Genomic DNA, 22,139 nt, shown 5'->3' with positions numbered 1-22,139 from the left:
CCACCGAGAACGGGCGGGAGACGAGGTCGGCGGCGAGCGCCCGCACGTCGTCGACGGTGACGCGTGCGATGCGCCGGAGCGCCTCGTCGAGGTCTGCGAACTCGCCGAGCGTCAGCTCGGCCCGGCCGAGACGGCTCATGCGGGTGTCGGAGTCTTCGAGCGCGAGCGCCGAGGCGCCGGCGAGCTGGCCGGCCGCGCGTCGCAGCTCTTCGGCGGTCACGCCGTCGCGGGCGAGCCGCTCGAGCTCGTCGCGCATGAGCTCGGCGACGGTGCCGGCCTTCGACGGGGCGCAGCCCGCGTACATGCCGAAGAGGCCGGCGTCGGAGTAGGCCGGCGCGAACGAGTAGACGGCGTAGGCGAGCCCGCGGCGCTCGCGCACCTGCTGGAAGAGCCTCGACGACATGCCCGAGCCGAAGATCGCGTTGAGCATGCTCATCGTCGAGCGGCGCTCATCGGTGGCGACGAGCCCGGGAACGCCGACGAGCAGGTTGACCTGCTCCGTCGGTCGTTCGACGACCGTCAGCGGATGCCCTGTGTCGAGGGTCGCCGGGGCGGTCGAGCGGCGCGGCACCGGGTCGGCCGCCTCGTCGAGCCGCCAGCCCGCGACCCCGAGGGCGCGCGTGAGATCGAGGACGAGCGCGTCGTGGTCGACCGCGCCCGCGACGGTGACGACCAGGTCTTGCGGGCGGTAGTTCGCCCGGTAGTGCTCGTGCACGGCCGAGCGGGTGGCGGCCCGGATCGTCGCGGGATCACCGCCGATGGGACGGCCCAGCGGGTGCTCGCCGAGCACGGTGCTGAAGAATCGCTCGTTGGCCACGTCGGCGGGGTCGTCGCCCGCCATCGACAGCTCCTCGAGGATGACGCCGCGCTCGGTCTCGAACTCGCCCGCGTCGAGCAGCGACGAGGTGAACATGTCGGCGAGCACCTCGACCGCCATCGGCAGGTCGCGATCCTGCACCTTCGCGTAGTAGCAGGTGTACTCCTTCGCGGTGAGCGCGTTGTGCTCGCCGCCGACCGAGTCGAACGAGATCGCGATGTCGAGGGCGGTGCGCTTCGCGGTGCCCTTGAACAGCAGGTGCTCGAGGAAGTGGGTCGACCCGAGGCTCGCCGGCCGCGAGGCATCCGCCCCCTGCTCGTCGCGCGAGCCGACCGCGACCCAGAAGCCGACGGTCGCGCTGCGACTGCCCGGAACCTGCTCGCTGAGCACCCGGACGCCCGAGGGGAGCACCGAACGCCGCACGCGCGAGCCGCCCGTCGCCTCGAACGAGAGCTCGGCCTGGCCGAGTGGGAGGTCGACGGCGCCGTTCATCCCGAACAGCCTATGCCACCCGGGCATGGAAAGCAGGTCGGCTCGACGGCCGCGCGACTCAGGCCGAGGCGCGGTCGAGCTCGACGAGCTCGGAGCGCGTGAGCTCGATGCCGGCGGCGGCGAGGAGCGCCTCGACCTGCTCGGGTCGCGTTGCGCTCGCGACCGGCGCTGCGACCGTCGGCTTCGCGAGCAGCCAGGCCAGTGCGATCGTCGCGGGCTGGACGCCGTGGGCGAAGGCGACCGCATCGACGGCGGCGAGCACCCGGTGACCGCGACGCCCCAGGTGCTTGGCCTGGCGCGCTCCGCGGGCGTCGTGCCGCACGTCGGCACGACGGCGGACCTGGCCGCCGAGGAATCCGTTCGCGAGGGCGAAGTAGGGCAGCACGGCGAGGCCCTGCGCGTGGGCGACGAGCTCGGGAGCACCCTCGTAGGAACGACGCTCCATGAGGTTGTACCGGGTCGTGAACGTCTGGAAGCGGGGCAGCCCGTTCGCGGCGAGCACGCGCGCCTCGATGAGCCGGTCGGGACCGAAGTCGCTTGCGCCGATCGCCCCCACCTTGCCGGCGGCGATGAGCGCGTCGACGGCTCCGAGGCTCTCTTCGAGCGGGACCTCGGGGTCTTCGCCGTGGAAGTGCACGAGGTCGAGGCGCTCGACGCCGAGCCGCGAGAGGGAGGCCTCGACGGCGGCCTTGATCTGCTTCGGCGCGAGGCCCGGGTGATCGGGGTGCTGGCCGATCTTCGTCATCACCGACATCCGGGCGCGCGCGCTGCGCGACTCGAGCCACATGCCGATGATCGACTCGCTGCGCCCCGCGGCGTAGCTGTCGGCCGTGTCGAGGAGCGAGCCGCCGACGCCGGCGAAGCGGTCGAGCACCGCGAATGCGTCGTCGGCGCCGAGCGTCCAGCCGAAGGTCGACGCCCCGAGCGCGAACGGCTGGGCCTCGATGCCGGTGCCTCCGATGGGCACACGCGCCGGCACGGTGATCGGCCCGGAGAGCGGGTTGGACGCGACGGTCTCGACGCGCAGGCGGGCCGCTTCGGTCTCGCTCGACTCGGCGCGCTCGATCGCGTCGATGTCGATCTCGGCGATCGCCGCCCCCGCAGCGCTCGCCGCGCTGCCGCGGTAGACGTGTCGTGCCACTCGTCTCCTCCTCCCCAGGATTGGCTCTGAGGATATGCAGATCGATGGCTGTTTCTGCGCCGATTCGGCGGAGAACGGGTGAACCGTTATCGAATCGTTTGCAGCGGGACCGCGGATGTCCCCCGTTCAAGGGGATCCTGAGGCAGTCTCATGAACCGTGTGCGCGGTTCAGCGGCGGGCGCGCCGCAGCACCGCTTCGGCCTGGGCGAGCATTGGTGCGTCGACCATCGTCCCCCGGAACGCGAACACCCCGCGCTCGCCCTCGGCCGCCTCGAGCACCGCGCGCGCCCACGCCACGCGCTCGGGCTCGGGCCGGTACGCCGACCGGACGACGGCGGACTGCGAGGGGTGGATGCACGCGGTCGCCGCGAAGCCGACGGCCGCCGCATCCTCCGCCTCGAGGCGGAGACCCTCGACATCGGCGATGTCGAGGTGGACGGCGTCGATCGCCGCGGCGCCGTGCGCCCCGGCGGCGAGCAGCACCTGAGATCTGGCGTGCCGCGCGACCTCGCGATAGCCGCCGTCGGGCCCGCGACTCGACGAGCCGCCGAGCGACGCGACGAGGTCTTCAGCACCCCACATGAGCGCCGACACGTTGGGGATCGCCGCGATCTCGGCCGCGGACATGACGCCGCGCGCCGTCTCGCAGAGCGCGACGACCTCGAGCTCGGCGAGGTCGACCAGGTCGGCCGTGCCCTCGCACTTGGCGAGCATCACCGTGCGGTAGTCGGTCGCGGCGATCGCGGCGAGGTCGGCGGCGAAGTCCTCGGTGCCGGCGGGGTTCACGCGCACGATCACCCGCTCGGGGTCGAGCGGCGTGTCGACGAGGGCTGCGCGGGCCTCGGGCTTCGCACCCGGCGCCACGGCGTCTTCGAGGTCGACGATGACTGCGTCGGCGCGGTCGAGCGCCTTCGCGTATCGCTCGGGGCGATCCGCCGGGCAGAACAGGATCGCCGGCCCGAAGCGGAAGGCGGGTCGGTCGGCCATCATTCCTCCTCGTCGGTGCGCTCGGCGCCGCGCGCGCCGGCGGCATCGGAACCGCTCGCGGACTCGGATGCCTGCCGCTCCCCCGCCTCGCGCGTCCACATGAGGACCGACCGCGTCGCCCGGGCGACTTCGACCCCGTGCTGGTTGCGCCCGACGTGATGCAGGGTGACGATGCCCTGACCGGGCCGTGAGGCGGACTCGCGCACCGCGACGACCAGCGTCTCGCTGTACAGGGTGTCGCCGTGGTAGAGCGGTGCGGGGAACGCGACCTCGGCGAACCCGAGGTTCGCGACGATCGTGCCCTGGGTCAGCTGGGCCACCGAGGCGCCCACGATCGTCGCGAGCGTGAACATCGAGTTCACGAGCCGCTCGCCGAACGGCTGGCCCTCGGCCCACGCGGCGTCGAGGTGCAGCGACTGGGTGTTCATCGTCAGCGTCGTGAACAGCACGTTGTCGGCCTCCGTGACGGTGCGACCCGGCCGGTGCAGGTAGCGGGTGCCGGGTTCGAACTCGTCGAACCAGAGCCCCCGCTGCAGCACCTCGCGGCGCACCTCGGGCAGGTCGGTCGATTCGCCGGGCATCGCCCGCTCCCTCCCGCCTCGGTCGGCCCGAGGCATCCCTCTCGACTCGAACGCTACCCGGCGAGGCCCAGCTCGCGTGCGATCACCATGAGCTGCACCTCGTTGGTGCCCTCGCCGATCTCGAGGATCTTCGAGTCGCGGTAGTGCCGGGCCACGAGGCTCTCGTTCATGAAGCCCATGCCGCCGAAGATCTGGGTGGCGTCGCGAGCATTCAGCATCGCGGCGTCGCTCGAGACGAGCTTCGCCATCGCCGCCTCCTTCTTGAACGGGAGGCCCGCGTCGGCGCGTCGGGCCGCGTCGTGCCAGGCGAGGCGCGACGTGTAGACGCGGGCCTGCATCTGGGCGATCGTGAAGGCGATGAACTGGTGCGACGCGATCGGCACGCCGAACACGTTGCGGGTCTTCGCGTAGGCGAGCGCCTCGTCGAGGCAGCCCTGCGCGGCACCCGTCGCGAGCGCCGCGATCGCGATGCGGCCCTCGTCGAGCGTCTGCAGGAAGTTGGCGAAGCCGCGCCCGCGCTCGCCGAGCAGGTTCGCCGCGGGCACGCGCACGTCGTCGAACGTCAGCGGGTGCGTGTCGGACGCGCGCCAGCCCGACTTGTCGTAGCCGGGGGCGACCGTGAAGCCGGGTGTGCCGTTCGGCAGGATGATCGTCGAGAGCTCCTTCGCGACCGATCCGTCGGCCCGGGTGCGCTCGCCGGTGACGGCCGTGACCGTGACGAACCTCGTGATCGGCGTGCCCGAGTTGGTGATGAACTGCTTCGAGCCGTTCACGACCCACTCGTCGCCGTCGAGCACCGCCGTCGTGCGGGTGGCGCCGGCGTCGGAACCGGCCTCGGACTCGGTCAGGCCGAAGCCGGCGAGCGCGCGACCGGCGACGAGGTCGGGCAGGAACTCGGCCTTCTGCTCCTCGGTGCCGTGACGGAAGACCGGCATCGCGCCGAGGCCGACCGCGGCCTCGAGCGTGATCGCGATCGACTGGTCGACGCGGGCGAGGGCCTCGATCGCGAGGCACAGCGCCACGTAGTCGCCGCCCTGGCCGCCGACCTCCTCGGGGAACGGCAGCCCGAACAGCCCGAGCTCGCCCATCTGCGCGACGACGTCCATCGACAGGGTGTGCGTGCGGTCCGCCTCGTACGCCTGCGGTGCGACGACGGTGTCGGCGAACTCGCAGACCATGTCGTACAGCTGCTGCTCTTCGCTGCTCAGCTCGGTGCTCACGTCGTGATCCTCATTCCTGGTGGGGTGCTCGGGTGCGCACCCTCGTGGAGTGCGCCCGACGATGCCGGTGGGATGCTCGGGGCGGCCGCGACCGGGTCGCGGTCGGCGGTGCCGTCGATGCGGGTGGATGCCTCGGGCGATGCGTCGACTCGGGCGACCGGCTGGTCTCGCGAGACCTGCTGCCCCATCGCGACCGACAGCCGCACGATGCCGGCGACGGTCGCGGTCACGCGGTGCTCCATCTTCATCGCCTCGATCGCGACGACGGCGTCTCCGGGCTCGACCCGGTCGCCGTCGGCGACGAGCACGGCGGTCACGGTGCCGGGCATCGGCGCACGGAGTTCGGGGTCGACGAGGCCGCCGCGCTCGATCATCGCGAGTCGGGCGTCGAGGTCGGCGCGACGATCGGGAGCCGGCACCCGCCAGGTACCGTGCGGAGTGTGCACCCAGGTCGCGCCGTCGCCGGCGGTCGCGACGGCGTCCGCAGACGCCGAGTGCGCTGCGGCGCCGGAGGGGGTGCCCGGTCGACCGGGTCGCCAGTCGCGGGCGAGCTGCCAGGCACGACCGCCGGCCTCGCGGGCGGCATCGACGGCCGCCGAGGCGCGTGCCGCCTGCGCGGCGGCGAGCACCTCGGGGGGAACGCCGTCGGACTCGGGCTCCGGCATGCGGTCGATGAGGCCGGTGTCGAGGTCGCCGCGCCGCACCGCCGGTTCGGCGAGGAGGCGGCGGAGGAACGCGAGGTTCGTGTCGATGCCCAGCACCACCGTGCCGGCGAGCGCCGCGTCGAGCCGCGTGAGGGCCTCGGCCCGGTCGGCCCCGCGTGCGATGACCTTCGCGAGCATCGGGTCGTAGTCGGCGGTGATCGTCTGGCCCGAGCGGATGCCGCCGTCGACCCGCACCCCGTCGCCCGCCGGCTCGCGCCAGATGAGCAGTTCACCCGTCGACGGGAGGAAGCCGCGCTCGGGGCTCTCTGCGTAGACACGCGCCTCGATCGCGTGCCCGGTGAGCCGCACGTCGTCCTGCCGTACAGCGAGCGGCTGGCCCGCGGCGATGCGCAGCTGCTGCTCGACGAGGTCCATGCCGGTGACGAGTTCGGTGACGGGGTGCTCCACCTGGAGCCGGGTGTTCATCTCGATGAAGAAGAACTCGTCGGGTGCAGAGTCGGAGACGAGGAACTCGACCGTGCCGGCGCCGCGGTAGTCGACGCTGCGGGCGGCGTCGCAGGCCGCCTCGCCGATGCGGGCGCGGGTGGCCGCGTCGAGCAACGGCGACGGCGCCTCTTCGATGACCTTCTGGTGGCGGCGCTGCAGCGAGCACTCGCGCTCGCCGAGGTGGATGACGCGGCCATGGGCGTCGGCGAGCACCTGCACCTCGATGTGCCGGGGGCGCTCGATGAGCCGCTCGAGGAGGAGCGTGTCGTCGCCGAACGCGGCCCGGGCGATGCGGCGCGCGGCCGGCAGCGCCGCGGCCAGCTGCTCGGCGTCTCGCGCGATCTGCATGCCCTTGCCGCCGCCGCCGGCGGACGGCTTCACGAGGAGCGGGAACCCCACCGCCGCACCGGCTTCGAGGAGTGCCGCGTCGTCGAGCGCTGGATCGGCGACGCCGGGCACCGTCGGCACGCCCGACGCCGCGACATGCTGCTTCGCGCGGATCTTGTCGCCCATGATCTCGAGGGCGCGCGCGCCGGGGCCGACGAAGGCGATGCCGGCCGCGGCGCAGGCGGCGGCGAAGTCTGCGTCTTCGGACAGGAAGCCGTACCCGGGGTGCACGGCCTGGGCACCCGTCGCGAGCGCCGCAGCGACGAGGCGGTCGGCATCGAGATAGCTCTCGGCGGCCGCTGCGGGGCCGATGCGGACGGCGTCGTCGGCGAGCCGCACGTGCGGCGCGTCGGCATCGGCGTCGGAGTAGACGGCGATCGAGCGGATGCCGAGCCGACGAAGGGTGCGGATGACGCGCACCGCGATCTCGCCGCGGTTCGCGACGAGCACGCGCTCGAACGGGCGCGGGCGGGGATCGACCTCGGCGGGGAGTCGGGAGCCGGCATCGCCGGGCAAGCCCTCGAGCGTGACCATTCGCGCCTCTCTGCACCATTGCAGCGCGCTCTCCAGTTAGCGCGCACTAACTGGAACTGATGTTAGTGCTCGTTAACTGAATTGGCAAGCGCCTCGGCGAGTCGCTCGACGCCGTAGTCGAACGCGCGGTCGACGTCACCGCCGAGCCGGAACGCCCCCGCGAGTTCCATCGTGACGAAGCCGTTCGCCCAGGCGGTGATCGTGCGCGCGGCGGGAAGCGCATCGGACTCGCCGACGAGCGCCGTGGCGACGCGCAGCACCGGGGCGCTCGCCGCCGTGAGGACCCCCTGCGACACTCCCCCGCCGCCGGGTGCGAACACCAGGCCGAACGCGACGGGGCACTCGTGCGCGAACGTACGGAGCTCGCGGGCGAGCCCGACGAGCCCGCGACGCGCGTCGCCGCCGGACGGCGCCGCCGAGTCGAGGCGGGCGGCCAGGTCGTGCACGGTCGCCTCGGCCACGAGCGCCACGAGCGCGCCGCGGTTGCGCACCCGCTTGTAGAGCGACGGCGCTCGCACGCCGACGCGATCGGCGACGGCCTGCATCGTCAGGCCGTCGAGGCCGGCGGACTCGACGACGGTGCGGCCGGCGGCGATGATCTCCTCGAGCGAGGTGCGATCGGGTGCGGGCATCTCGTGCTCCCCTCATGCGATGTCGGAATCGAGCTTAGGCTATTGCGCATAGCCATGATGGCTATGTAGCATAGCCATCATCGTCCACACCGAGAACGCAGAGGATCCCGAAATGCAGCTCGCCCCGTCGCTCCACCGCATCGGCAACGACATCGTCGCCGTCTACCTCGTCGACGCACCCGAGGGCGTGACGGTCATCGACGCAGGCCTCTCCGGGCAGTGGCCGGAGCTGATCGACGAGCTGGCGGCGATGGGCCGCACGGTCGACGACGTCCGGGGCGTCGTGCTCACCCACGGCGACACCGACCACATCGGCTTCGCCGAACGCCTGCGCCGCGACCACGGCGTGCCCGTCCACGTCCACGAGGCCGACGCAGCCCGCGCGCGGGGCGAGGAGTCGTCGAAGCCCGGATGGGGGCACGTGAAGCTCGGCGCGACCGCGAGGTTCCTCTGGTACGCGGCGCGCACGGGCGGCCTGCGCACGACGCACCTCACCGAGGTCGTGCCGATGCGCGACGGCGACGTGCTCGACCTGCCGGGCTCGCCGCGCATCATCGGCATGCCGGGGCACTCCGCCGGCAGCGTCGCGATCCACGTTCCCGCGGTCGACGCCGTGTTCGTCGGCGACGCGCTGACGACCAGGCACGTGCTCACGGGCGCCGAGGGTCCGCAGCCCGCCCCCTTCACCGACGACCCCGCCGAGGCGCTCGCCTCCCTGCATCGGCTCGACGGCGTCGCGGCGAGCTGGGTGCTTCCGGGCCACGGCACGCCCTGGCACGGCGGCGTACCGGCGATCGTCGACGCGATCGAGCGCGCGGCCGAGGCATCCGCTCGCTGACGCCGCGAACGGCGGGGCGCCCGAGCGCCCGCGCCGTCGCCGTCACTACATGCGGAAGAGCCCGAACGCCGGCTCGGGCAGCGGAGTGCGGCTCGCGAGCTCGAGCGCGAGGGCGAGCACCGTGCGCGTGTCCTCGGGCGCGATGATGCCGTCGTCCCAGAGCCGGGCCGTCGAATGGTACGGGCTGCCCTGGTCTTCGTACTGCGCGCGGATCGGGGCGCGGAACGCCTCCTCCGCGTCATCCGCCCAGGTCTCGCCCTTGATCGCGAGCTGGTCGCGCTTGACCGTCGCGAGCACGGAGGCCGCCTGCTCGCCGCCCATCACCGAGATGCGCGCATTCGGCCACATCCAGAGGAACCGGGGCGAGTACGCCCGCCCGCACATCGAGTAGTTGCCGGCGCCGAACGAGCCGCCGATCACGACCGTGAGCTTCGGCACCCGGGTCGTGGCGACCGCGGTCACCATCTTCGCGCCGTGCTTGGCGATGCCGCCCGCCTCCGCGTCGCGGCCGACCATGAACCCCGAGATGTTCTGCAGGAACAGCAGCGGGATTCCGCGCTGGTCGCACAACTCGATGAAGTGCGCGCCCTTCATCGCCGATTCGCTGAACAGCACGCCGTTGTTCGCGACGATGCCGACCGGGTGGCCGTCGATGCGGGCGAAGCCGGTGACCAGGGTGTCGCCGTACTCGGGCTTGAACTCGCTGAACTCGCTGCCGTCGACGAGCCGCGCGATCACCTCGTGCACGTCGTAGGGCTGCTGCACGTCGATCGGCACGGCTGCGGTGAGGCCCGCCGGGTCGACGGCCGGAGGACGGGGCTCGCGCACCGCCCACGCCCGCGCCGGCTGCTCGGGCAGCGTCGCGACCATGTCGCGCACGAGCTCGAGCGCGTGCTCGTCGTCTTCTGCGAGGTGGTCGGTGACACCGGACACCCGCGAGTGCAGGTCGCCGCCGCCGAGCTCCTCCGGCGTCACGACCTCGCCGATCGCTGCCTTCACGAGGGGCGGGCCGCCGAGGAAGATGGTGCCCTGGTTCCGCACGATCACGGTCTCGTCGCTCATCGCCGGCACGTAGGCGCCGCCCGCCGTGCACGAGCCGAGCACGGCGGCGAGCTGCGGGACCCGCATCGACGAGAGCTGCGCCTGGTTGTAGAAGATGCGGCCGAAGTGCTCGCGGTCGGGGAACACCTCGTCCTGCAGGGGCAGGAACGCGCCGCCAGAGTCGACGAGGTACACGCACGGGAGGCGATGCTCCTTCGCGATCTCCTGCGCGCGCAGGTGCTTCTTCACCGTCATCGGGTAGTAGGTGCCGCCCTTGACGGTCGCGTCGTTGCAGACGACCATCACGGGACGGCCGTGCACGAGCCCGATGCCCGTGATGATGCCGGCACCCGGCGAGTCGCCGCCGTACAGGCCGTCGGCGGCGAGGGGCGCGACCTCGAGGAACGGGCTGCCCTCGTCGAGCAGGCGGTCGACCCGGTCGCGGGGCAGCAGCTTGCCACGGGCGACATGGCGCTCCCGGGATGCCTCGGGCCCGCCGAGCGCCGCGGCGGCGAGCCGCTCGCGCAGCTCCTCCACGAGTTCGGCATGGGCGGCGGCGTTCGCACGCCCCGCCTCGCCATCGGCGTCGATGTGCGTCTGCAGCGTGACCATTTCGCCCCGTCTCGGTCGATCCGCCGTCGGCCCCTTCGCCGGCGGCGGCGCGCCCCCTTGTGGACGGCACGTGATTTCGGTTAGTGTGCACTAACTCGATTCCCGATGTTAGCGAGCGTTAACCGAGATGGCAAGCAGCCCCGCCCCCGTGCCCGAGGCACCGGCAGCGCTCACCGAGCGCGGCCGCCAGAAGGCCGACCGTCGCGCCGCCATCCTCGCCGCCGCGGCGACGCTCTTCGCCGAGCGCGGCTATGCGGGCGTCACGATCGAAGACCTCGGCACCGCCGTTGGCGTCTCCGGCCCCGCGGTGTACCGGCACTTCCCCGGCAAGGCCGCGGTGCTCGCCGCCATCCTCGAGGGCGCGAGCCGGGCCCTCCTCGACGGGGCCGAGCGGGTCCTCGGCGAGGCATCCGGCCCCGACGACGCGCTGCGCGCGCTCATCGCCCACCACGTCGACTTCGCGCTGGGCGAGGCCGACGTCATCCTCGTGCAGGACCGCGAGCTCGAGCAGCTCGACCGCGGCGCCCGTCACGAGGTCCGCCTCCTCCAGCGCCGGTACGTCGAGAACTGGGTCGACGTGCTCTCCAGACTCCGGCCCGATCGGGCCGAGGCGGAGCTCAGGGTCCGGGCACACGCCGCCTTCGGACTCCTGAACTCCACTCCGCACAGCGCCCGCATCCCCGGGCGCCGACCTGCCGAGGGCATCGTCCGCGGCATCCTGGAGGAGATGGCATGGGCGAGCCTCATGTCGTGACGCTGCGCGCGACCCGCGTCGGCGATCTCGATGCACTGTTCCTGATCGAGCAAGACCCCGTCGCGGTCGAGATGGCCGCGTTCACGCCGCCCGACCCGGGCGATCGGGCGATGTTCGACGCCCATTGGCGACGACTCTTCGACGATCCGGGCATCGACGCCCGGACCGTCCGCGTCGACGGCGACATCGTGGGCAGCGTCGCCCGCTGGTTCGACGAGGGCACGCCCGAGATCACCTATTGGATCGACCGTGCGTACTGGGGCCGCGGCATCGCGACCCGTGCGATGCGCCTCTTCCTCGACACGCTCGGCGAGCGCCCCGTGCGCGCTCGCGTCGCAGCCGACAACGTCCGCTCGATCGCGGTGCTCGAGCGGCTCGGATTCGAGCAGGTCGGCACCGAGACGGGGTTCGCGAACGCACGCGGCACCGAGATCGAGGAACGCGTCTACCAGCTCGGCTGATCGGCGCGGGCGGATGCCTCGCGGGCGTGCCGCCCACCGGTCCGGCCCGACTGCGGCGAACCCCGAGCCCCGGCCGATCGCGTGCCGCGCGGTTCGCGACGACTGCCGGGCCGCGCGCCCTGCCCGTCAGTTGCCGGGCCGCGCACCCTGCCCGTCGGCGAGCGCGTCGATCCGGCGGGCGAGCTCGACGTCGCGCGAGGTGACGCCGCCCACGTCGTGCGAGCTCAGCTCGAACTCGATGCGCCCCCAGCCGAGCCGCACGTCGGGATGGTGGTTCAGGGCGTCGGCGACCGCAGCGACCTCGTCGAGCAGCTCGACCGCGCTCGCGAAGTCATCGGTGCGGTAGGCGCCGTCGATCCGGTCGCCGGTGTGCACGAACGCCGTTCCCGCCAGGTCGTCGGCGGTCTCGGCCGGGGTGAGGATGCGCCGCGGGTCGTTCATGCTGCCATCATCCTCCGGGCGACGACCCGCCGGTAGGGGTGCGGTCCCACCCGGTACCGAACCCGGGGTGCCCGCCGCGGATCGCACGACGGAACGGCGAGCCGCCGCCGATCTCCCGAGTTCGGTACCGGCCGTCACATCATGGTCAGCGCGCGACCCGGCTCGCGCAGGATCGCGCCGATGTCGGCGAGGAACCGCGAGCCCTGCGCACCGTCGACGAGTCGGTGGTCGAACGAGAGGCTGAGCGTCATGACCTCGCGCAGCGCGATCTCACCGCGGTGCTCCCACGGCTGGCGTCGCACGGCCCCCATCGCGAGGATCGCCGCCTCACCCGGGTTGAGGATCGGCGTGCCCGCGTCGATGCCGAACACGCCGATGTTGGTGATCGAGATCGTCCCGCCTGCGAGGTCTGCGGGGCTCGTGCGCCCTGCGCGGGCGGTCTCGGCGAGCGCGGTGATCGCGTCGGCGAGCTCGAGCAGCGTCAGCTCGTCTGCGGCCGGGATGTTCGGCACGACGAGTCCCCGATCGGTCGCGGCGGCGATGCCGAGGTTGACGCCGCCGAACTGCACGATCTCCTGCGCGTCGTCGTCCCACCGGGCGTTGACGTCGGGCGTGCGGCGAGCGGCGATGCAGAGCGCCTTCGCGACGACGGCGAGCGGGGTGACCCGGTGCGACGCGAGCGCGCGGTCTTCGCGCAGGCTGCGCACGAGCTCCATCGTCTCGGTGACGTCGACGGTGAGGAACTCGGTCACGTGCGGCGCGGTGAAGGCGCTGCGCACCATCGCCGCCGCGGTGTGCTTGCGCACGCCGCGGATCGGGATGCGCGTCTCCGCCGGGCGGTCGGCACGGCCGCGGGCCGCCGCGGCGGGCACTGCGCCGACGGCACCGGCCGCGGGAGCCGCGACCCCGGGCGAGGACGCCGCGCGCTCGACGTCGTCGCGCGTGATGAGCCCGCGCGGGCCGGTGCCCGCGATCTGTTCGAGGTCGACGCCCAGGTCACGGGCGAGCTTGCGCACCGGCGGCGTCGAGCGGGGTCGCTCGGGCCGCTCCCCCGCCTGCGCGGGCGCTTCGGCGGCGGCCGGCCCGGTCGTCGCCTCCGCCGACGTCGCGGAGGGCGTGCCGGTGCGTGCTGTCGCCGCCGCGGAAGCGGCACCGCCGGGCGCGCGGCGCGCACGCCGCTTCGGGCCGCCCTCGTCGCGCGCACCGTAGCCGACGAGCGTGGGCTCGGGGGCATCGGAGGTCGAGGCGCCCGACTCGGAGGCATCCGCCGCCCCGACCGGTTCGCCGTCGTCGAGCGGTTCACCGGTGTCGCACGAGAAGAGCGGCTCGCCCACGTTGACCGTCTCGCCCTCGGCGGCATGCAGCGCGGTGATGACCCCCGCGTACGGCGTCGGCAGTTCGACGACGGCCTTCGCGGTCTCGACGTCGGCGACGATCTGGTTGAGCTCGACCCGGTCGCCGACGGCGACCCGCCAGGCGACGATCTCGCTCTCGGTGAGGCCCTCGCCGAGGTCGGGCAACGGGAAGTCGCGGATCATCGTCGTCATGCCTCCACTCCGCTCAGCGAGTTCGGACGGCCGAGCACCCGGTCGACCCCGTCGAGGATGCGGTCGAGGTCGGGCAGGTGGTGCCGTTCGAGCTTGGCCGGCGGATACGGGATGTCGTGGCCGGTGACGCGCACGGGCGCCGCCTCGAGGAACTCGAAGCACCGCTCGGTGATCGACGCCGCGATCTCGGCGCCCATGCCGCCCTGCTGTCCCGCCTCGTGCGCGATCACGAGGCGTCCCGTCCGACGCACCGACGCCTCGACGGGTGCGTAGTCGATCGGCGCGAGCGAGCGCAGGTCGATGACCTCGATCGAGACGCCGTCTTCCGCCGCCGCCGTCGCCGCGTCACGGGCGGTCTGCACGAGCGCGCCGTAGGTGACGAGCGTGACGTCGTCGCCGCGGGTGAGCGTCGACGCGACGCCCAGGGGCGGTGCGTCGGCGAGGCTCGCGTCGAGGTCGACCTCGCCCTTCACGTGGTAGCGGCGCTTCGGCTCGAAGAAGAGCACGGGGTCGTCGCTCGCGATCGCCTGGCGGATCATGAGGTGCGCGTCGGCGGGGTTCGAGCACGCGACGACGCGCAGGCCCGCCGTGTGCGCGAAGTACGCCTCGGGCGACTCCGAATGGTGCTCGGCCGCACCGATGCCGCCGCCGAAGGGCACGCGGATCGTGATCGGCATCTTCACCGTGCCGCGCGAACGGTAGTGCAGCTTGGCGACCTGGGCGACGATCTGGTCGAAGCCGGGATAGATGAAGCCGTCGAACTGGATCTCGACGACGGGGCGGAATCCACGGTACGCGAGCCCGACCGCCGTTCCGATGAGGCCCGCCTCCGACAGCGGCGAGTCGACGACGCGGTGCGCGCCGAACTCCGCCTTCAGCCCGTCGGTGACGCGGAACACGCCGCCGAGCGTGCCGATGTCCTCGCCCATGAGCACGACCTTCTCGTCGTCGGCGAGCGCGTGGCGCAGCCCCGCGTTGAGGGCCTTCGCAAGGGTCAGCTGGGTCATCGAGCGCCTCCTTCAGAGCCGGATGCCTCGTGGCTCGCGTCGTCGAACATCGCGAGGTAGCGGGCGTAGTGGTCGCGCTGGCGGTCGAGGTGGCTGTTCGGCTCGGCGTAGACGTGGTCGAACACCGACATGGGTTCGGGGTCGGCGAGCGTCGTGATCGCCGCGCGCAGGTCGGCGGCGACGCGGTCGGCCTCGGCCTGCGCGTCGCGCTGCAGGCCCTCGGCGTCGACACCCGAGGCCTCGAGGAACGCCAGCACGCGCGCGATCGGGTCGCGCTCGCGCCATTCGGCGAGCTCGGGCTCGGTACGGTAGCGGGTCGGGTCGTCGGCGGTGGTGTGCGGGCCGATCCGGTAGGTGACGGCCTCGATGAAGGTCGGCCCTTCGCCGCGGCGGGCGCGATCGAGTGCGATGCGCGTCGCCGCCAGGACGGCGAGCACGTCGTTGCCGTCGACGCGGATGCCCGGCATGCCGAAGCCGTCGGCGCGACGCGCGAGGGGCTGCTTGGACTGCAGTCCGACCGGCTCGGAGATCGCCCACTGGTTGTTCTGGCAGAAGAACACGACGGGGGCGTCGAAGCTCGCGGCGAACACGAGCGCCTCGTTGACGTCGCCCTCGCTGGTCGCGCCGTCGCCGAAGTAGGCGATGGCCGCGGTGTCGGTGCCCTCCCAGCGGGCTCCCATCGCGTAGCCGGTGGCGTGCAGCGCCTGCGCGCCGATGATGATCTGCGGCACGGCCATGTTGTGCTCGTAGGGGTTCCACCCGCTCGCGGCGGTGCCGCGCCACACGCTCAGGAGCTCGGCCGGCTGCACATCGCGCACCCAGGCGACGGCGTGCTCGCGGTAGCTCGAGAAGACGAAGTCGTCGCCGCGGAGGGCGCGCGCCGACCCGATCTGGGCGGCCTCCTGGCCGGCCAGCGGGGGCCACAGGCCCAGTTCGCCCTGGCGTTGCAGGGCCGTGGCCTCGGTGTCGAGCCGGCGCACGACGACCATGTCGCGGTACAGCCGCGCGAGCACATCGAGGTCGATGTCGCGGACCCACGGGTCGTGGACGTCGTCGCGCACGCGCTCGCCCGTCGGGGTGATCAGCTGGACGAACGGATCGGGGCGCGTCAACAGCCCCGTGGCGTCTCGGTCGGATGGGGTCATCGTCGATCCTCGCTTTCGGCGGACCCGCTTCGTGGGCAGCCCGCACCGGCCGCTCTGCCGGATACGGCGAGCATACGTCGATCGGTCACACCGCTCAAGCATGCACCGATCGCTTGAGCATGTTGCCAAGTCGAAGCCGAGCGATGCGTGCTATCGTCTGGCGATATGACCGGTTACGACGCCGTCGATCGCGCCCTGCTCTCGGCGCTCGCACCCGACCCGCGCGCCACGGTGGTCGCCCTCGCCGATCGGCTCGGCCTGTCGCGCAACACCGTGCAGGCGAGGATGGCGCGGCTCGAGGCATCCGGGGCGTTCCTCTCGTTCGAGCGCAGCATGGACCCCACGCCGCTCGGCTACCCGCTCGAGGCGTTCATCGCCGTCCACGTCCGGCAGAAGCTGCTCGGCGACGTGGTCGACCGCATCGCCGAGATCCCCGAGGTCATCCAGGCGCACGGGCTCTCGGGGTCGATCGACCTGCTCGTGCGCGTCGTCTGCCGAGATGCGCACGACCTGTTCCGCATCGACGGCGAGATCCTCGCGGTCGACGGCGTCGAACGCACCGAGACCTCGCTCGCGATGGGCGAGCTCATCCCCTATCGACTCGGACCGCTGCTCACCTCGGGGAGCTGACCGATGCACGTGGCGGTCGTGAGATGCGAGCGGCTCCCGAGCTTCGTCACGTGGCGCATCCCCGACGTGGAGTCGCTCTTCGCCGACGACCACCGGCTGCTCGAGGCGCTCCGCGAACGCGGCGTCGACGCCGAGGCCGTCGCCTGGAGCGACCCGACCGTCGACTGGAGTCGCTACGACGCCGCGGTGCTGCGGAGCACCTGGGACTACGTCGACCACGTCGACGCGTTCCTCGAGGCGACCGACGGGATCGCGCACTCGGGGTGCCTCCTCCTCAACCCCGTCGACGCGGTGCGCTGGAACGCCGACAAGCGCTACCTCGACGACCTCGAGCGCATGGGCGTGCCGATCGTGCCGGTCGTGCGCGGGCGACGGGTCGATGCGGCACGGGTGCTCGCCGCGGTCGACGACGCCGGCTGGGACGAGCTCGTCGTGAAGCCGGCGATCGGAGTCGGCGGGTCGGGCGTCGTCCGCACGACGGCGAGCGACCTGGCCGCGATGCTCGAGGCGCTCCCGCACGACGCCGAGGTCATGGTGCAGCCGTTCGCCGCATCGATCGTCGCGGAGGGCGAACTGTCGTTCGCGTTCCTGGGCGGGACGCACAGCCACGTGCTGCGCAAGCGCCCGGCCGCCGGCGACTTCCGCGCCCATGGCATCTACGGCGGGTCGATCGAGCGCGTCGTTCCCGACCCCGACGACCTCGCCGCGGTCGAGGCGATGCTCGCAGTGCTGCCGTTCGACCTCCTGTACGCGAGGTTCGACGTCGTCCGGTTCGGCGGCCGTCTCGGCGTGCTCGAGCTCGAGCTCATCGAGCCGATGCTGTACCTGGATCTCGCTCCAGGCAGCGCCGGACGCCTCGCCGAGGCGACGATCGCCCGGCTCGGCACCGACCGGGACAGAGTTGCAAACGATTGATTGCAAACAAACTCTTGCAAAGCTTTCTTTGCAGCGCTATCTTTGCAACATGACGACGACACCGGAGAACTTCGAGGACCAGCCGAGCAGCACCCGCCACCCCGGCATCGACCATGTGCTGTCGACCTCGGCGCTGAAGTCGCTCGCCCACCCGTTGCGAGTGCGCATCTACGACGAGCTGTCGGCCTACGGCCCGCTCACCGCGAGCGGGCTCGGCGAACGACTCGGCGAATCGAGCGGGTCGATGAGCTACCACCTGCGCCAGCTCGAGCGGTCCGGCCTCGTGCGCGAGAACACCGCTCGCGGCAAGGGTCGCGAACGCTGGTGGGAGCGGGTGCCCGGTTCGGTCGCCGTGCCCGACGCCCGCTCGCTGCCGCCGGGCAGCGCCGAACGACTCGCCGCCAAGCTCGTCGAAGACGAGTGGATGCGCACACGCGAGCAGAACTTCCGCGACTTCGTCACCGAGGGCGACCAGATCTTCGACGCCGAATGGCTCGACATCGCCACGAGCGACACGATCAACCTCCGGCTCACCGCCGAGCAGCTCGGCGCACTCGTCGCCGAGCTCGACGTCGTCTTCATGAAGTACGGCGACCTCTACAAGCTCACCCCGTCGCCGGGCTCGCGCCCGGTGCAGATCCACCTCAACGCCTTCCCGCTCGTGCGCGGGCAGGTCACCGACGACACCACGACTCCGAAGGAGCGATGATGACGAACGCAACCCTCTCTCCCCTCTCTCCCGGCGCCGGCGCCCTCGCCGCACTCGCCGTGCGCGGCGGGCTCGGCCTCGCGAGCTGGGGTCTCCGGCTCGCGAGCCGGCGCAACGACCGCGAACGCCAGCTCGACCGGCTCGAGGCGCGGACCGCCGCCCGCAGGGCGCTGGCCGAGCGCGACGCGCTCACGGGCCGCGCCACGACCCGCCTGCTCTGAGCCGGCTCACGCGCCGCGCCGGGAGTTCGGCGATCGCCACGACTTCGGAGCGAGGCATCCGCATCGTTCCGAATCGGTGCGGATCACCGAAGCGGCGGCGGCCGGCCTCCCCCGGCCGTGAACGACGGATGCCCCGCCCGAATGGATCGGGCGGGGCATCCGCGTGCGTGCTGGGTGCGATTACGCGTCGGCACCCTCGGCGGGAGCCTCGGCGTGCTCGCCGGTCGCGCCGCGACCCTCGGAGTCCGCGTCCTCCTGCAGCACCGGGGCGAGCGAGAGCTTGCCGCGGTCGTCGATCTTCGTGATCTCGACGAGGATCTTCTGGCCGACGCCCAGAACGTCTTCGACGTTCTCGACGCGCTTGCCGCCGGCGAGCTTGCGCACCTCCGAGATGTGGAGGAGGCCGTCCTTGCCGGGCAGCAGCGAGACGAACGCACCGAACGCGGCGATCTTCACGACCGTGCCGAGGAACTGCTCGCCGACCTCGGGGTTGGTCGGGTTGGCGATCGCGTTGACCTGGGCGCGGGCGGCCTCGGCCGAGGGGCCGTCGGTCGCGCCGATGTAGACGGTGCCGTCCTCCTCGATGGAGATCTCGGCGCCGGTCTCGTCCTGGATGGCGTTGATCGTCTTGCCCTTCGGGCCGATCAGCTCGCCGATCTTGTCGACGGGGATCTGCACGCTGATGACGCGCGGCGCGGTCGGCGCCATCTCGTCGGGCGCGTCGATCGCGGCGTTGAGCACGGCGAGGATCGTCGTGCGGGCGTCCTTCGCCTGGGTCAGCGCGCCGGCGAGCACCGACGCGGGGATGCCGTCGAGCTTCGTGTCGAGCTGGATCGCGGTGACGAACTCGCTCGTGCCGGCGACCTTGAAGTCCATGTCGCCGAGGGCGTCTTCGGCACCGAGGATGTCGGTGAGCGCCGCGTAGCGGGTCTCACCGTCGACGGTGTCGGAGATGAGGCCCATCGCGATGCCCGCGACGGGGGCCTTCAGCGGCACGCCCGCGTTGAGCAGCGAGAGCGTCGACGCGCAGACCGAGCCCATCGAGGTGGAGCCGTTCGAGCCGAGCGCCTCCGACACCTGGCGGATCGCGTAGGGGAACTCGTCGCGCGACGGCAGCACCGGCACGAGGGCGCGCTCGGCGAGGGCGCCGTGGCCGATCTCGCGACGCTTCGGCGAACCCACACGACCCGTCTCACCCGTCGAGTACGGCGGGAAGTTGTAGTTGTGCATGTAGCGCTTCTTCGTCACCGGCGAGAGCGAGTCGATCTGCTGCTCCATCTTGAGCATGTTCAGCGTGGTGACGCCCAGGATCTGGGTCTCGCCGCGCTGGAAGATCGCCGAGCCGTGCACGCGGGGCACGACCTGCACCTCCGCGTCGAGCGGCCGGATGTCGGCGAGGCCGCGACCGTCGATGCGGACGCCCTCTTCGAGGACGCGCGTGCGCATGACCTTCTTCGTGACCGACTTGTATGCGGCCGACACCTCGGCGATGGCCGACTCGGGCAGCTCGCCCGCCTCGACCTTGGCCGCGATGTGCTCCTTGGTGCGCGCCTTGAGGGCGTCGTCGGCGTCCTGGCGCTCGACCTTGCCGGCGATCTGGTAGACGTCCTTGAGCTCGGCGCCGGCGAAGGCCGCGACGGCCTCCTTGACCTCGGGCTGGTAGGGCGGGAACGTCGGGTAGTCGGCGACCGGCTTGGCGGCCGTCTTCGCGACCTGGAGCTGCGCCTCGACGAGCTGCTTGATGAAGGGCTTCGACGACTCGATGCCCTGCGCGATGACCTCTTCGTTCGGCTTGACGGCGCCGCCCTGGATGAGGTCCCACGCGTTGTCGGTCGCCTCGGCCTCGATCATCATGATCGCGACGTCCTGCGAGCCGTCGGCCTCGGTCACGACGCGGCCGGCGACGACCATGCTGAACACGGCCTCCTCGAGCTGCGAGTGCTTCGGGAACGCGACCCACTGGCCGTCGATGAGCGCGACGCGCACACCGGCGACGGGGCCCGAGAAGGGCAGGCCCGAGAGCTGGGTCGAGAGCGAGGCGGCGTTGATGGCGAGCACGTCGTAGAGCTCGTCGGGCTCGATCGCGAGCACCGTGACGACGACCTGGACCTCGTTGCGGAGGCCCTCGACGAACGAGGGGCGCAGGGGGCGGTCGATGAGCCGGCAGGTGAGGATCGCCTCGGTCGAGGGGCGGCCCTCGCGACGGAAGAACGAGCCGGGGATGCGGCCCGCGGCGTACATGCGCTCTTCGACGTCGATCGTCAGCGGGAAGAAGTCGAAGTGCTCCTTCGGCTGCTTCGAGACGCTCGTCGCCGAGAGCAGCATGGTCTCTTCGTCGATGTACGCGACGGCCGAGCCCTGCGCCTGCTGGGCGAGGCGGCCGGTCTCGAAGCGGATGGTACGCGTGCCGAACTTGCCGTTGTCGATGACGGTCTCGGCGAACGTGATTTCAGGACCTTCCAAGAGGCCTCTCCTTTGTTTAACGTCGCACCCCGTGTGGGCGCGACTCGTACGAAGGAGCAGGAACAGGCATTACGAATCGCAAGAGCTTGCGTTCACGCTGGCCACCAGTAGAAGTCCACCGATGCGTGCTCGGTGATCCACCACAGGGGACCAGCTTCCTGCCGGCCTGCTCCAGACGGCACCCGCGACGAATCGCACGGGTGACCGCCTGCCATGCTAGCAGAGCGCGCATTTTCTGGCCGTGAACTGCGGATGTCGCGTGGTCGACGCTCCGGATCGTGCTCGCCGCTCCTCCGCTCGTGGGGCATCCGCCGCGACATCCATGCCAGACTCGAACCCATGGCATCCGACGACGCGAAGCCCGCGGGCCCTACCGACGAGACCAAGCGCAAGTTCCGCGAGGCGCTCGAGCGCAAGAACAAGGCATCGAAGCAGCGCGAGGGCGAGGCGCACCTCGACGGCGGCGGCCAGGCGCACGACGCGCACGGCCCCGCCTCGCACAAGCGCGAGTTCCGCCGCAAGAGCGGCTGACGCGGGCCCGCACCGGTCAACCCCTCGCGGTCGCGCGCCGTGAGGCGGATGATGGGCGGTACGCCGATGGAATCGAGGAGGAACCCATGTCTTCCGTCGCACGAGTCACCACCATCACCGTCCGCTCCGAGGTGAGCTTCGACGACGCGGTCGCCGCGGGCGTCGCCCGCGCCGCCGAGACGCTTCGCAACGTCAGCGGCGCGTGGGTCAAGGAGCAGAAGGTCGAGGCGGCCGATGGCCGCATCACGGCCTGGTCGGTGACGCTCGAGGTCACCTTCGTGCTCGACGACTGAGCGTCGACGCCGCGGGCCGGCACACGAGCCGGCGGGGGCGCAGCCGCGCCCCCGCCGGGTGCGTGCGTGCCGATCAGACCGGTGAGCCCGAGCTGAACGTGCCCTTCAACATGATCGAGGCACCGCTCGTCAGGTCGTCGACCCTGACATTCGACCAGGTCACCGCGGTCAACGTCGACGTCTGGCCGTTCGGGCAGTCGAGCACGTCGGCCGCCGCGGGCGGCGACAGCGTCAGCGATCCGACGAGGTTGCCGTTCTTGCCGGCGGTGAAGACCCCGCTCTCCGAGACGTCCTGCGAGATGGTCGTCTTCTTCGGATCGCTCGGGTTGTTGCCCCCGCCGTTGATGCACTGGTACGTGGCGTCGAGATGCGCCGTCGCCTGGACGGTCTCGATGGAGCCCGACGAAAGGCCGGCCTCCTTGAACTGGACGACGAGGCTGGTCCCGTCGGCCGACGCGCTCGTGGCGCTCTTGATGAAGTGGGGGCTGCCGCCCGCCATGGCGGGGCCCGCGCCGACGAGCACGAGCGCCGCAGCTGCGGCGAGTGCAGCCATGGCCTTGCGAATCAACATGGTGGATCCTTCCGATCG

Annotated in this window: 23 protein-coding genes; 9 read left to right on the top strand and 14 right to left on the bottom strand. The window is 72.0% G+C overall.

What is annotated here, in order from left to right; all coding sequences use genetic code 11:
- From ACWGPE_RS15770 to ACWGPE_RS15740, 7 genes are all read right to left on the bottom strand, one after another.
- On the bottom strand, positions 1-1,309 hold a 1,309-nt coding region (locus tag ACWGPE_RS15770), incomplete at its 3' end, for a M16 family metallopeptidase (protein WP_452049042.1).
- Between the two features lie 58 nt (positions 1,310-1,367).
- Positions 1,368-2,450: an aldo/keto reductase gene (locus ACWGPE_RS15765; RefSeq protein WP_452049041.1), complete on the bottom strand. Its 1,083-nt coding sequence runs from the start codon at positions 2,448-2,450 to the stop codon at positions 1,368-1,370.
- A 168-nt stretch (positions 2,451-2,618) separates the two neighbouring features.
- Positions 2,619-3,437, bottom strand: a complete 819-nt coding sequence (locus ACWGPE_RS15760) for an HpcH/HpaI aldolase/citrate lyase family protein (protein WP_231431328.1) — start codon at positions 3,435-3,437, stop codon at positions 2,619-2,621.
- Entirely contained in the window at positions 3,437-4,018 is a 582-nt protein-coding gene (locus ACWGPE_RS15755) for a MaoC family dehydratase (protein WP_452049040.1), read from the bottom strand. The genes ACWGPE_RS15760 and ACWGPE_RS15755 overlap by 1 nt, the downstream gene beginning before the upstream one ends.
- Before the next feature lie 53 nt (positions 4,019-4,071).
- Positions 4,072-5,238: an acyl-CoA dehydrogenase family protein gene (locus ACWGPE_RS15750; protein ID WP_275506737.1), complete on the bottom strand. Its 1,167-nt coding sequence runs from the start codon at positions 5,236-5,238 to the stop codon at positions 4,072-4,074.
- Positions 5,235-7,310 carry an ATP-binding protein gene (locus tag ACWGPE_RS15745; protein WP_452049039.1) on the bottom strand — a complete coding sequence of 692 codons (2,076 nt, stop codon included), beginning with the start codon at positions 7,308-7,310 and terminating at the stop codon, positions 5,235-5,237. The genes ACWGPE_RS15750 and ACWGPE_RS15745 overlap by 4 nt, the downstream gene beginning before the upstream one ends.
- Positions 7,311-7,372: 62 nt before the next feature.
- A complete protein-coding gene (locus tag ACWGPE_RS15740) occupies positions 7,373-7,942 on the bottom strand; it encodes a TetR/AcrR family transcriptional regulator (RefSeq protein ID WP_452049038.1) in 570 nt (189 codons plus the stop codon).
- Positions 7,943-8,054: 112 nt separating this feature from the next.
- Between ACWGPE_RS15740 and ACWGPE_RS15735 the strand changes: the two genes are divergently transcribed.
- Complete coding sequence (locus ACWGPE_RS15735; RefSeq protein ID WP_275506735.1) at positions 8,055-8,780, top strand: MBL fold metallo-hydrolase; 726 nt, start codon at positions 8,055-8,057, stop codon at positions 8,778-8,780.
- A 45-nt stretch (positions 8,781-8,825) separates the two neighbouring features.
- Here the strand turns inward: ACWGPE_RS15735 and ACWGPE_RS15730 are convergent, their stop codons facing one another.
- On the bottom strand, positions 8,826-10,433 hold the full coding sequence (locus ACWGPE_RS15730) for a carboxyl transferase domain-containing protein (RefSeq protein ID WP_231431333.1): 1,608 nt from the start codon (positions 10,431-10,433) through the stop codon (positions 8,826-8,828).
- Positions 10,434-10,560: 127 nt separating this feature from the next.
- Between ACWGPE_RS15730 and ACWGPE_RS15725 the strand changes: the two genes are divergently transcribed.
- Together ACWGPE_RS15725 and ACWGPE_RS15720 are read left to right on the top strand one after the other, a co-directional pair.
- Complete coding sequence (locus ACWGPE_RS15725) at positions 10,561-11,187, top strand: TetR/AcrR family transcriptional regulator (protein WP_231431334.1); 627 nt, start codon at positions 10,561-10,563, stop codon at positions 11,185-11,187.
- On the top strand, positions 11,166-11,648 hold the full coding sequence (locus ACWGPE_RS15720; protein ID WP_376931075.1) for a GNAT family N-acetyltransferase: 483 nt from the start codon (positions 11,166-11,168) through the stop codon (positions 11,646-11,648). The genes ACWGPE_RS15725 and ACWGPE_RS15720 overlap by 22 nt, the downstream gene beginning before the upstream one ends.
- Positions 11,649-11,774: 126 nt before the next feature.
- On the opposite strand, the gene ACWGPE_RS15715 is transcribed toward ACWGPE_RS15720, so the two are convergent.
- The 4 genes from ACWGPE_RS15715 to pdhA form a co-directional block, all read right to left on the bottom strand.
- Positions 11,775-12,089, bottom strand: coding sequence for a 4a-hydroxytetrahydrobiopterin dehydratase (locus tag ACWGPE_RS15715; RefSeq protein WP_231431336.1), 315 nt, complete (start codon positions 12,087-12,089; stop codon positions 11,775-11,777).
- Between the two features lie 134 nt (positions 12,090-12,223).
- Positions 12,224-13,627, bottom strand: coding sequence for a dihydrolipoamide acetyltransferase family protein (locus ACWGPE_RS15710; RefSeq protein ID WP_231432354.1), 1,404 nt, complete (start codon positions 13,625-13,627; stop codon positions 12,224-12,226).
- Positions 13,628-13,632: 5 nt separating this feature from the next.
- Positions 13,633-14,643 (bottom strand): alpha-ketoacid dehydrogenase subunit beta, encoded by a 1,011-nt coding sequence (locus ACWGPE_RS15705; protein ID WP_452049037.1) that lies wholly within the window; start codon positions 14,641-14,643, stop codon positions 13,633-13,635.
- A complete protein-coding gene (gene pdhA / locus ACWGPE_RS15700; RefSeq protein ID WP_231431338.1) occupies positions 14,640-15,788 on the bottom strand; it encodes a pyruvate dehydrogenase (acetyl-transferring) E1 component subunit alpha in 1,149 nt (382 codons plus the stop codon). Before pdhA ends, ACWGPE_RS15705 begins: the two co-directional genes overlap by 4 nt.
- A 165-nt stretch (positions 15,789-15,953) precedes the next feature.
- Between pdhA and ACWGPE_RS15695 the strand changes: the two genes are divergently transcribed.
- Genes ACWGPE_RS15695 through ACWGPE_RS15680 form a run of 4 tightly spaced genes read left to right on the top strand, consistent with a single transcriptional unit; the run spans position 15,954 to position 18,263 of the window.
- On the top strand, positions 15,954-16,418 hold the full coding sequence (locus tag ACWGPE_RS15695) for an Lrp/AsnC family transcriptional regulator (protein WP_231431339.1): 465 nt from the start codon (positions 15,954-15,956) through the stop codon (positions 16,416-16,418).
- A 9-nt stretch (positions 16,419-16,427) separates the two neighbouring features.
- Positions 16,428-17,333, top strand: coding sequence for an ATP-grasp domain-containing protein (locus ACWGPE_RS15690; RefSeq protein WP_452049036.1), 906 nt, complete (start codon positions 16,428-16,430; stop codon positions 17,331-17,333).
- A 49-nt stretch (positions 17,334-17,382) separates the two neighbouring features.
- Positions 17,383-18,042 carry an ArsR/SmtB family transcription factor gene (locus ACWGPE_RS15685; protein WP_231431341.1) on the top strand — a complete coding sequence of 220 codons (660 nt, stop codon included), beginning with the start codon at positions 17,383-17,385 and terminating at the stop codon, positions 18,040-18,042.
- On the top strand, positions 18,042-18,263 hold the full coding sequence (locus tag ACWGPE_RS15680; protein WP_231431342.1) for a hypothetical protein: 222 nt from the start codon (positions 18,042-18,044) through the stop codon (positions 18,261-18,263). The genes ACWGPE_RS15685 and ACWGPE_RS15680 overlap by 1 nt, the downstream gene beginning before the upstream one ends.
- A gap of 180 nt (positions 18,264-18,443) precedes the next feature.
- On the opposite strand, the gene ACWGPE_RS15675 is transcribed toward ACWGPE_RS15680, so the two are convergent.
- Positions 18,444-20,726 (bottom strand): polyribonucleotide nucleotidyltransferase, encoded by a 2,283-nt coding sequence (locus ACWGPE_RS15675; RefSeq protein ID WP_231431343.1) that lies wholly within the window; start codon positions 20,724-20,726, stop codon positions 18,444-18,446.
- Positions 20,727-21,065: 339 nt separating this feature from the next.
- On the opposite strand from ACWGPE_RS15675, the gene ACWGPE_RS15670 reads away from it, so the two are divergent.
- Together ACWGPE_RS15670 and ACWGPE_RS15665 are read left to right on the top strand one after the other, a co-directional pair.
- The gene (locus ACWGPE_RS15670; RefSeq protein WP_231431344.1) at positions 21,066-21,257 is read left to right on the top strand and encodes a DUF5302 domain-containing protein; all 192 of its coding nucleotides are present in this window, start codon (positions 21,066-21,068) and stop codon (positions 21,255-21,257) included.
- Positions 21,258-21,343: 86 nt separating this feature from the next.
- Positions 21,344-21,550 (top strand): dodecin family protein, encoded by a 207-nt coding sequence (locus ACWGPE_RS15665; protein WP_231431345.1) that lies wholly within the window; start codon positions 21,344-21,346, stop codon positions 21,548-21,550.
- A 73-nt stretch (positions 21,551-21,623) separates the two neighbouring features.
- Here ACWGPE_RS15665 and ACWGPE_RS15660 read toward each other — a convergent pair whose 3' ends face one another.
- A complete protein-coding gene (locus ACWGPE_RS15660; RefSeq protein WP_231431346.1) occupies positions 21,624-22,121 on the bottom strand; it encodes a hypothetical protein in 498 nt (165 codons plus the stop codon).
- Between the last annotated feature and the right edge of the window lie 18 nt (positions 22,122-22,139).

Source organism: Agromyces sp. NPDC055658 (genome assembly GCF_053618155.1).
This window is presented reverse-complemented; position numbering and strand designations above follow the sequence as displayed.

What these genes read in the sequence shown, in the direction of transcription:
- ACWGPE_RS15760 (WP_231431328.1), bottom strand. Translation starts at nt 3,437, where the DNA reads ATGGCCGACCGACCCGCCTTCCGCTTCGGGCCGGCGATCCTGTTCTGC.
- ACWGPE_RS15755 (WP_452049040.1), bottom strand. Translation starts at nt 4,018, where the DNA reads ATGCCCGGCGAATCGACCGACCTGCCCGAGGTGCGCCGCGAGGTGCTG.
- ACWGPE_RS15745 (WP_452049039.1), bottom strand. Translation starts at nt 7,310, where the DNA reads ATGGTCACGCTCGAGGGCTTGCCCGGCGATGCCGGCTCCCGACTCCCC.
- ACWGPE_RS15740 (WP_452049038.1), bottom strand. Translation starts at nt 7,942, where the DNA reads ATGCCCGCACCCGATCGCACCTCGCTCGAGGAGATCATCGCCGCCGGC.
- ACWGPE_RS15735 (WP_275506735.1), top strand. Translation starts at nt 8,055, where the DNA reads ATGCAGCTCGCCCCGTCGCTCCACCGCATCGGCAACGACATCGTCGCC.
- ACWGPE_RS15730 (WP_231431333.1), bottom strand. Translation starts at nt 10,433, where the DNA reads ATGGTCACGCTGCAGACGCACATCGACGCCGATGGCGAGGCGGGGCGT.
- ACWGPE_RS15725 (WP_231431334.1), top strand. Translation starts at nt 10,561, where the DNA reads ATGGCAAGCAGCCCCGCCCCCGTGCCCGAGGCACCGGCAGCGCTCACC.
- ACWGPE_RS15720 (WP_376931075.1), top strand. Translation starts at nt 11,166, where the DNA reads ATGGGCGAGCCTCATGTCGTGACGCTGCGCGCGACCCGCGTCGGCGAT.
- ACWGPE_RS15715 (WP_231431336.1), bottom strand. Translation starts at nt 12,089, where the DNA reads ATGAACGACCCGCGGCGCATCCTCACCCCGGCCGAGACCGCCGACGAC.
- ACWGPE_RS15710 (WP_231432354.1), bottom strand. Translation starts at nt 13,627, where the DNA reads ATGATCCGCGACTTCCCGTTGCCCGACCTCGGCGAGGGCCTCACCGAG.
- ACWGPE_RS15705 (WP_452049037.1), bottom strand. Translation starts at nt 14,643, where the DNA reads ATGACCCAGCTGACCCTTGCGAAGGCCCTCAACGCGGGGCTGCGCCAC.
- pdhA (WP_231431338.1), bottom strand. Translation starts at nt 15,788, where the DNA reads ATGACCCCATCCGACCGAGACGCCACGGGGCTGTTGACGCGCCCCGAT.
- ACWGPE_RS15695 (WP_231431339.1), top strand. Translation starts at nt 15,954, where the DNA reads ATGACCGGTTACGACGCCGTCGATCGCGCCCTGCTCTCGGCGCTCGCA.
- ACWGPE_RS15685 (WP_231431341.1), top strand. Translation starts at nt 17,383, where the DNA reads ATGACGACGACACCGGAGAACTTCGAGGACCAGCCGAGCAGCACCCGC.
- ACWGPE_RS15680 (WP_231431342.1), top strand. Translation starts at nt 18,042, where the DNA reads ATGACGAACGCAACCCTCTCTCCCCTCTCTCCCGGCGCCGGCGCCCTC.
- ACWGPE_RS15670 (WP_231431344.1), top strand. Translation starts at nt 21,066, where the DNA reads ATGGCATCCGACGACGCGAAGCCCGCGGGCCCTACCGACGAGACCAAG.
- ACWGPE_RS15665 (WP_231431345.1), top strand. Translation starts at nt 21,344, where the DNA reads ATGTCTTCCGTCGCACGAGTCACCACCATCACCGTCCGCTCCGAGGTG.
- ACWGPE_RS15660 (WP_231431346.1), bottom strand. Translation starts at nt 22,121, where the DNA reads ATGTTGATTCGCAAGGCCATGGCTGCACTCGCCGCAGCTGCGGCGCTC.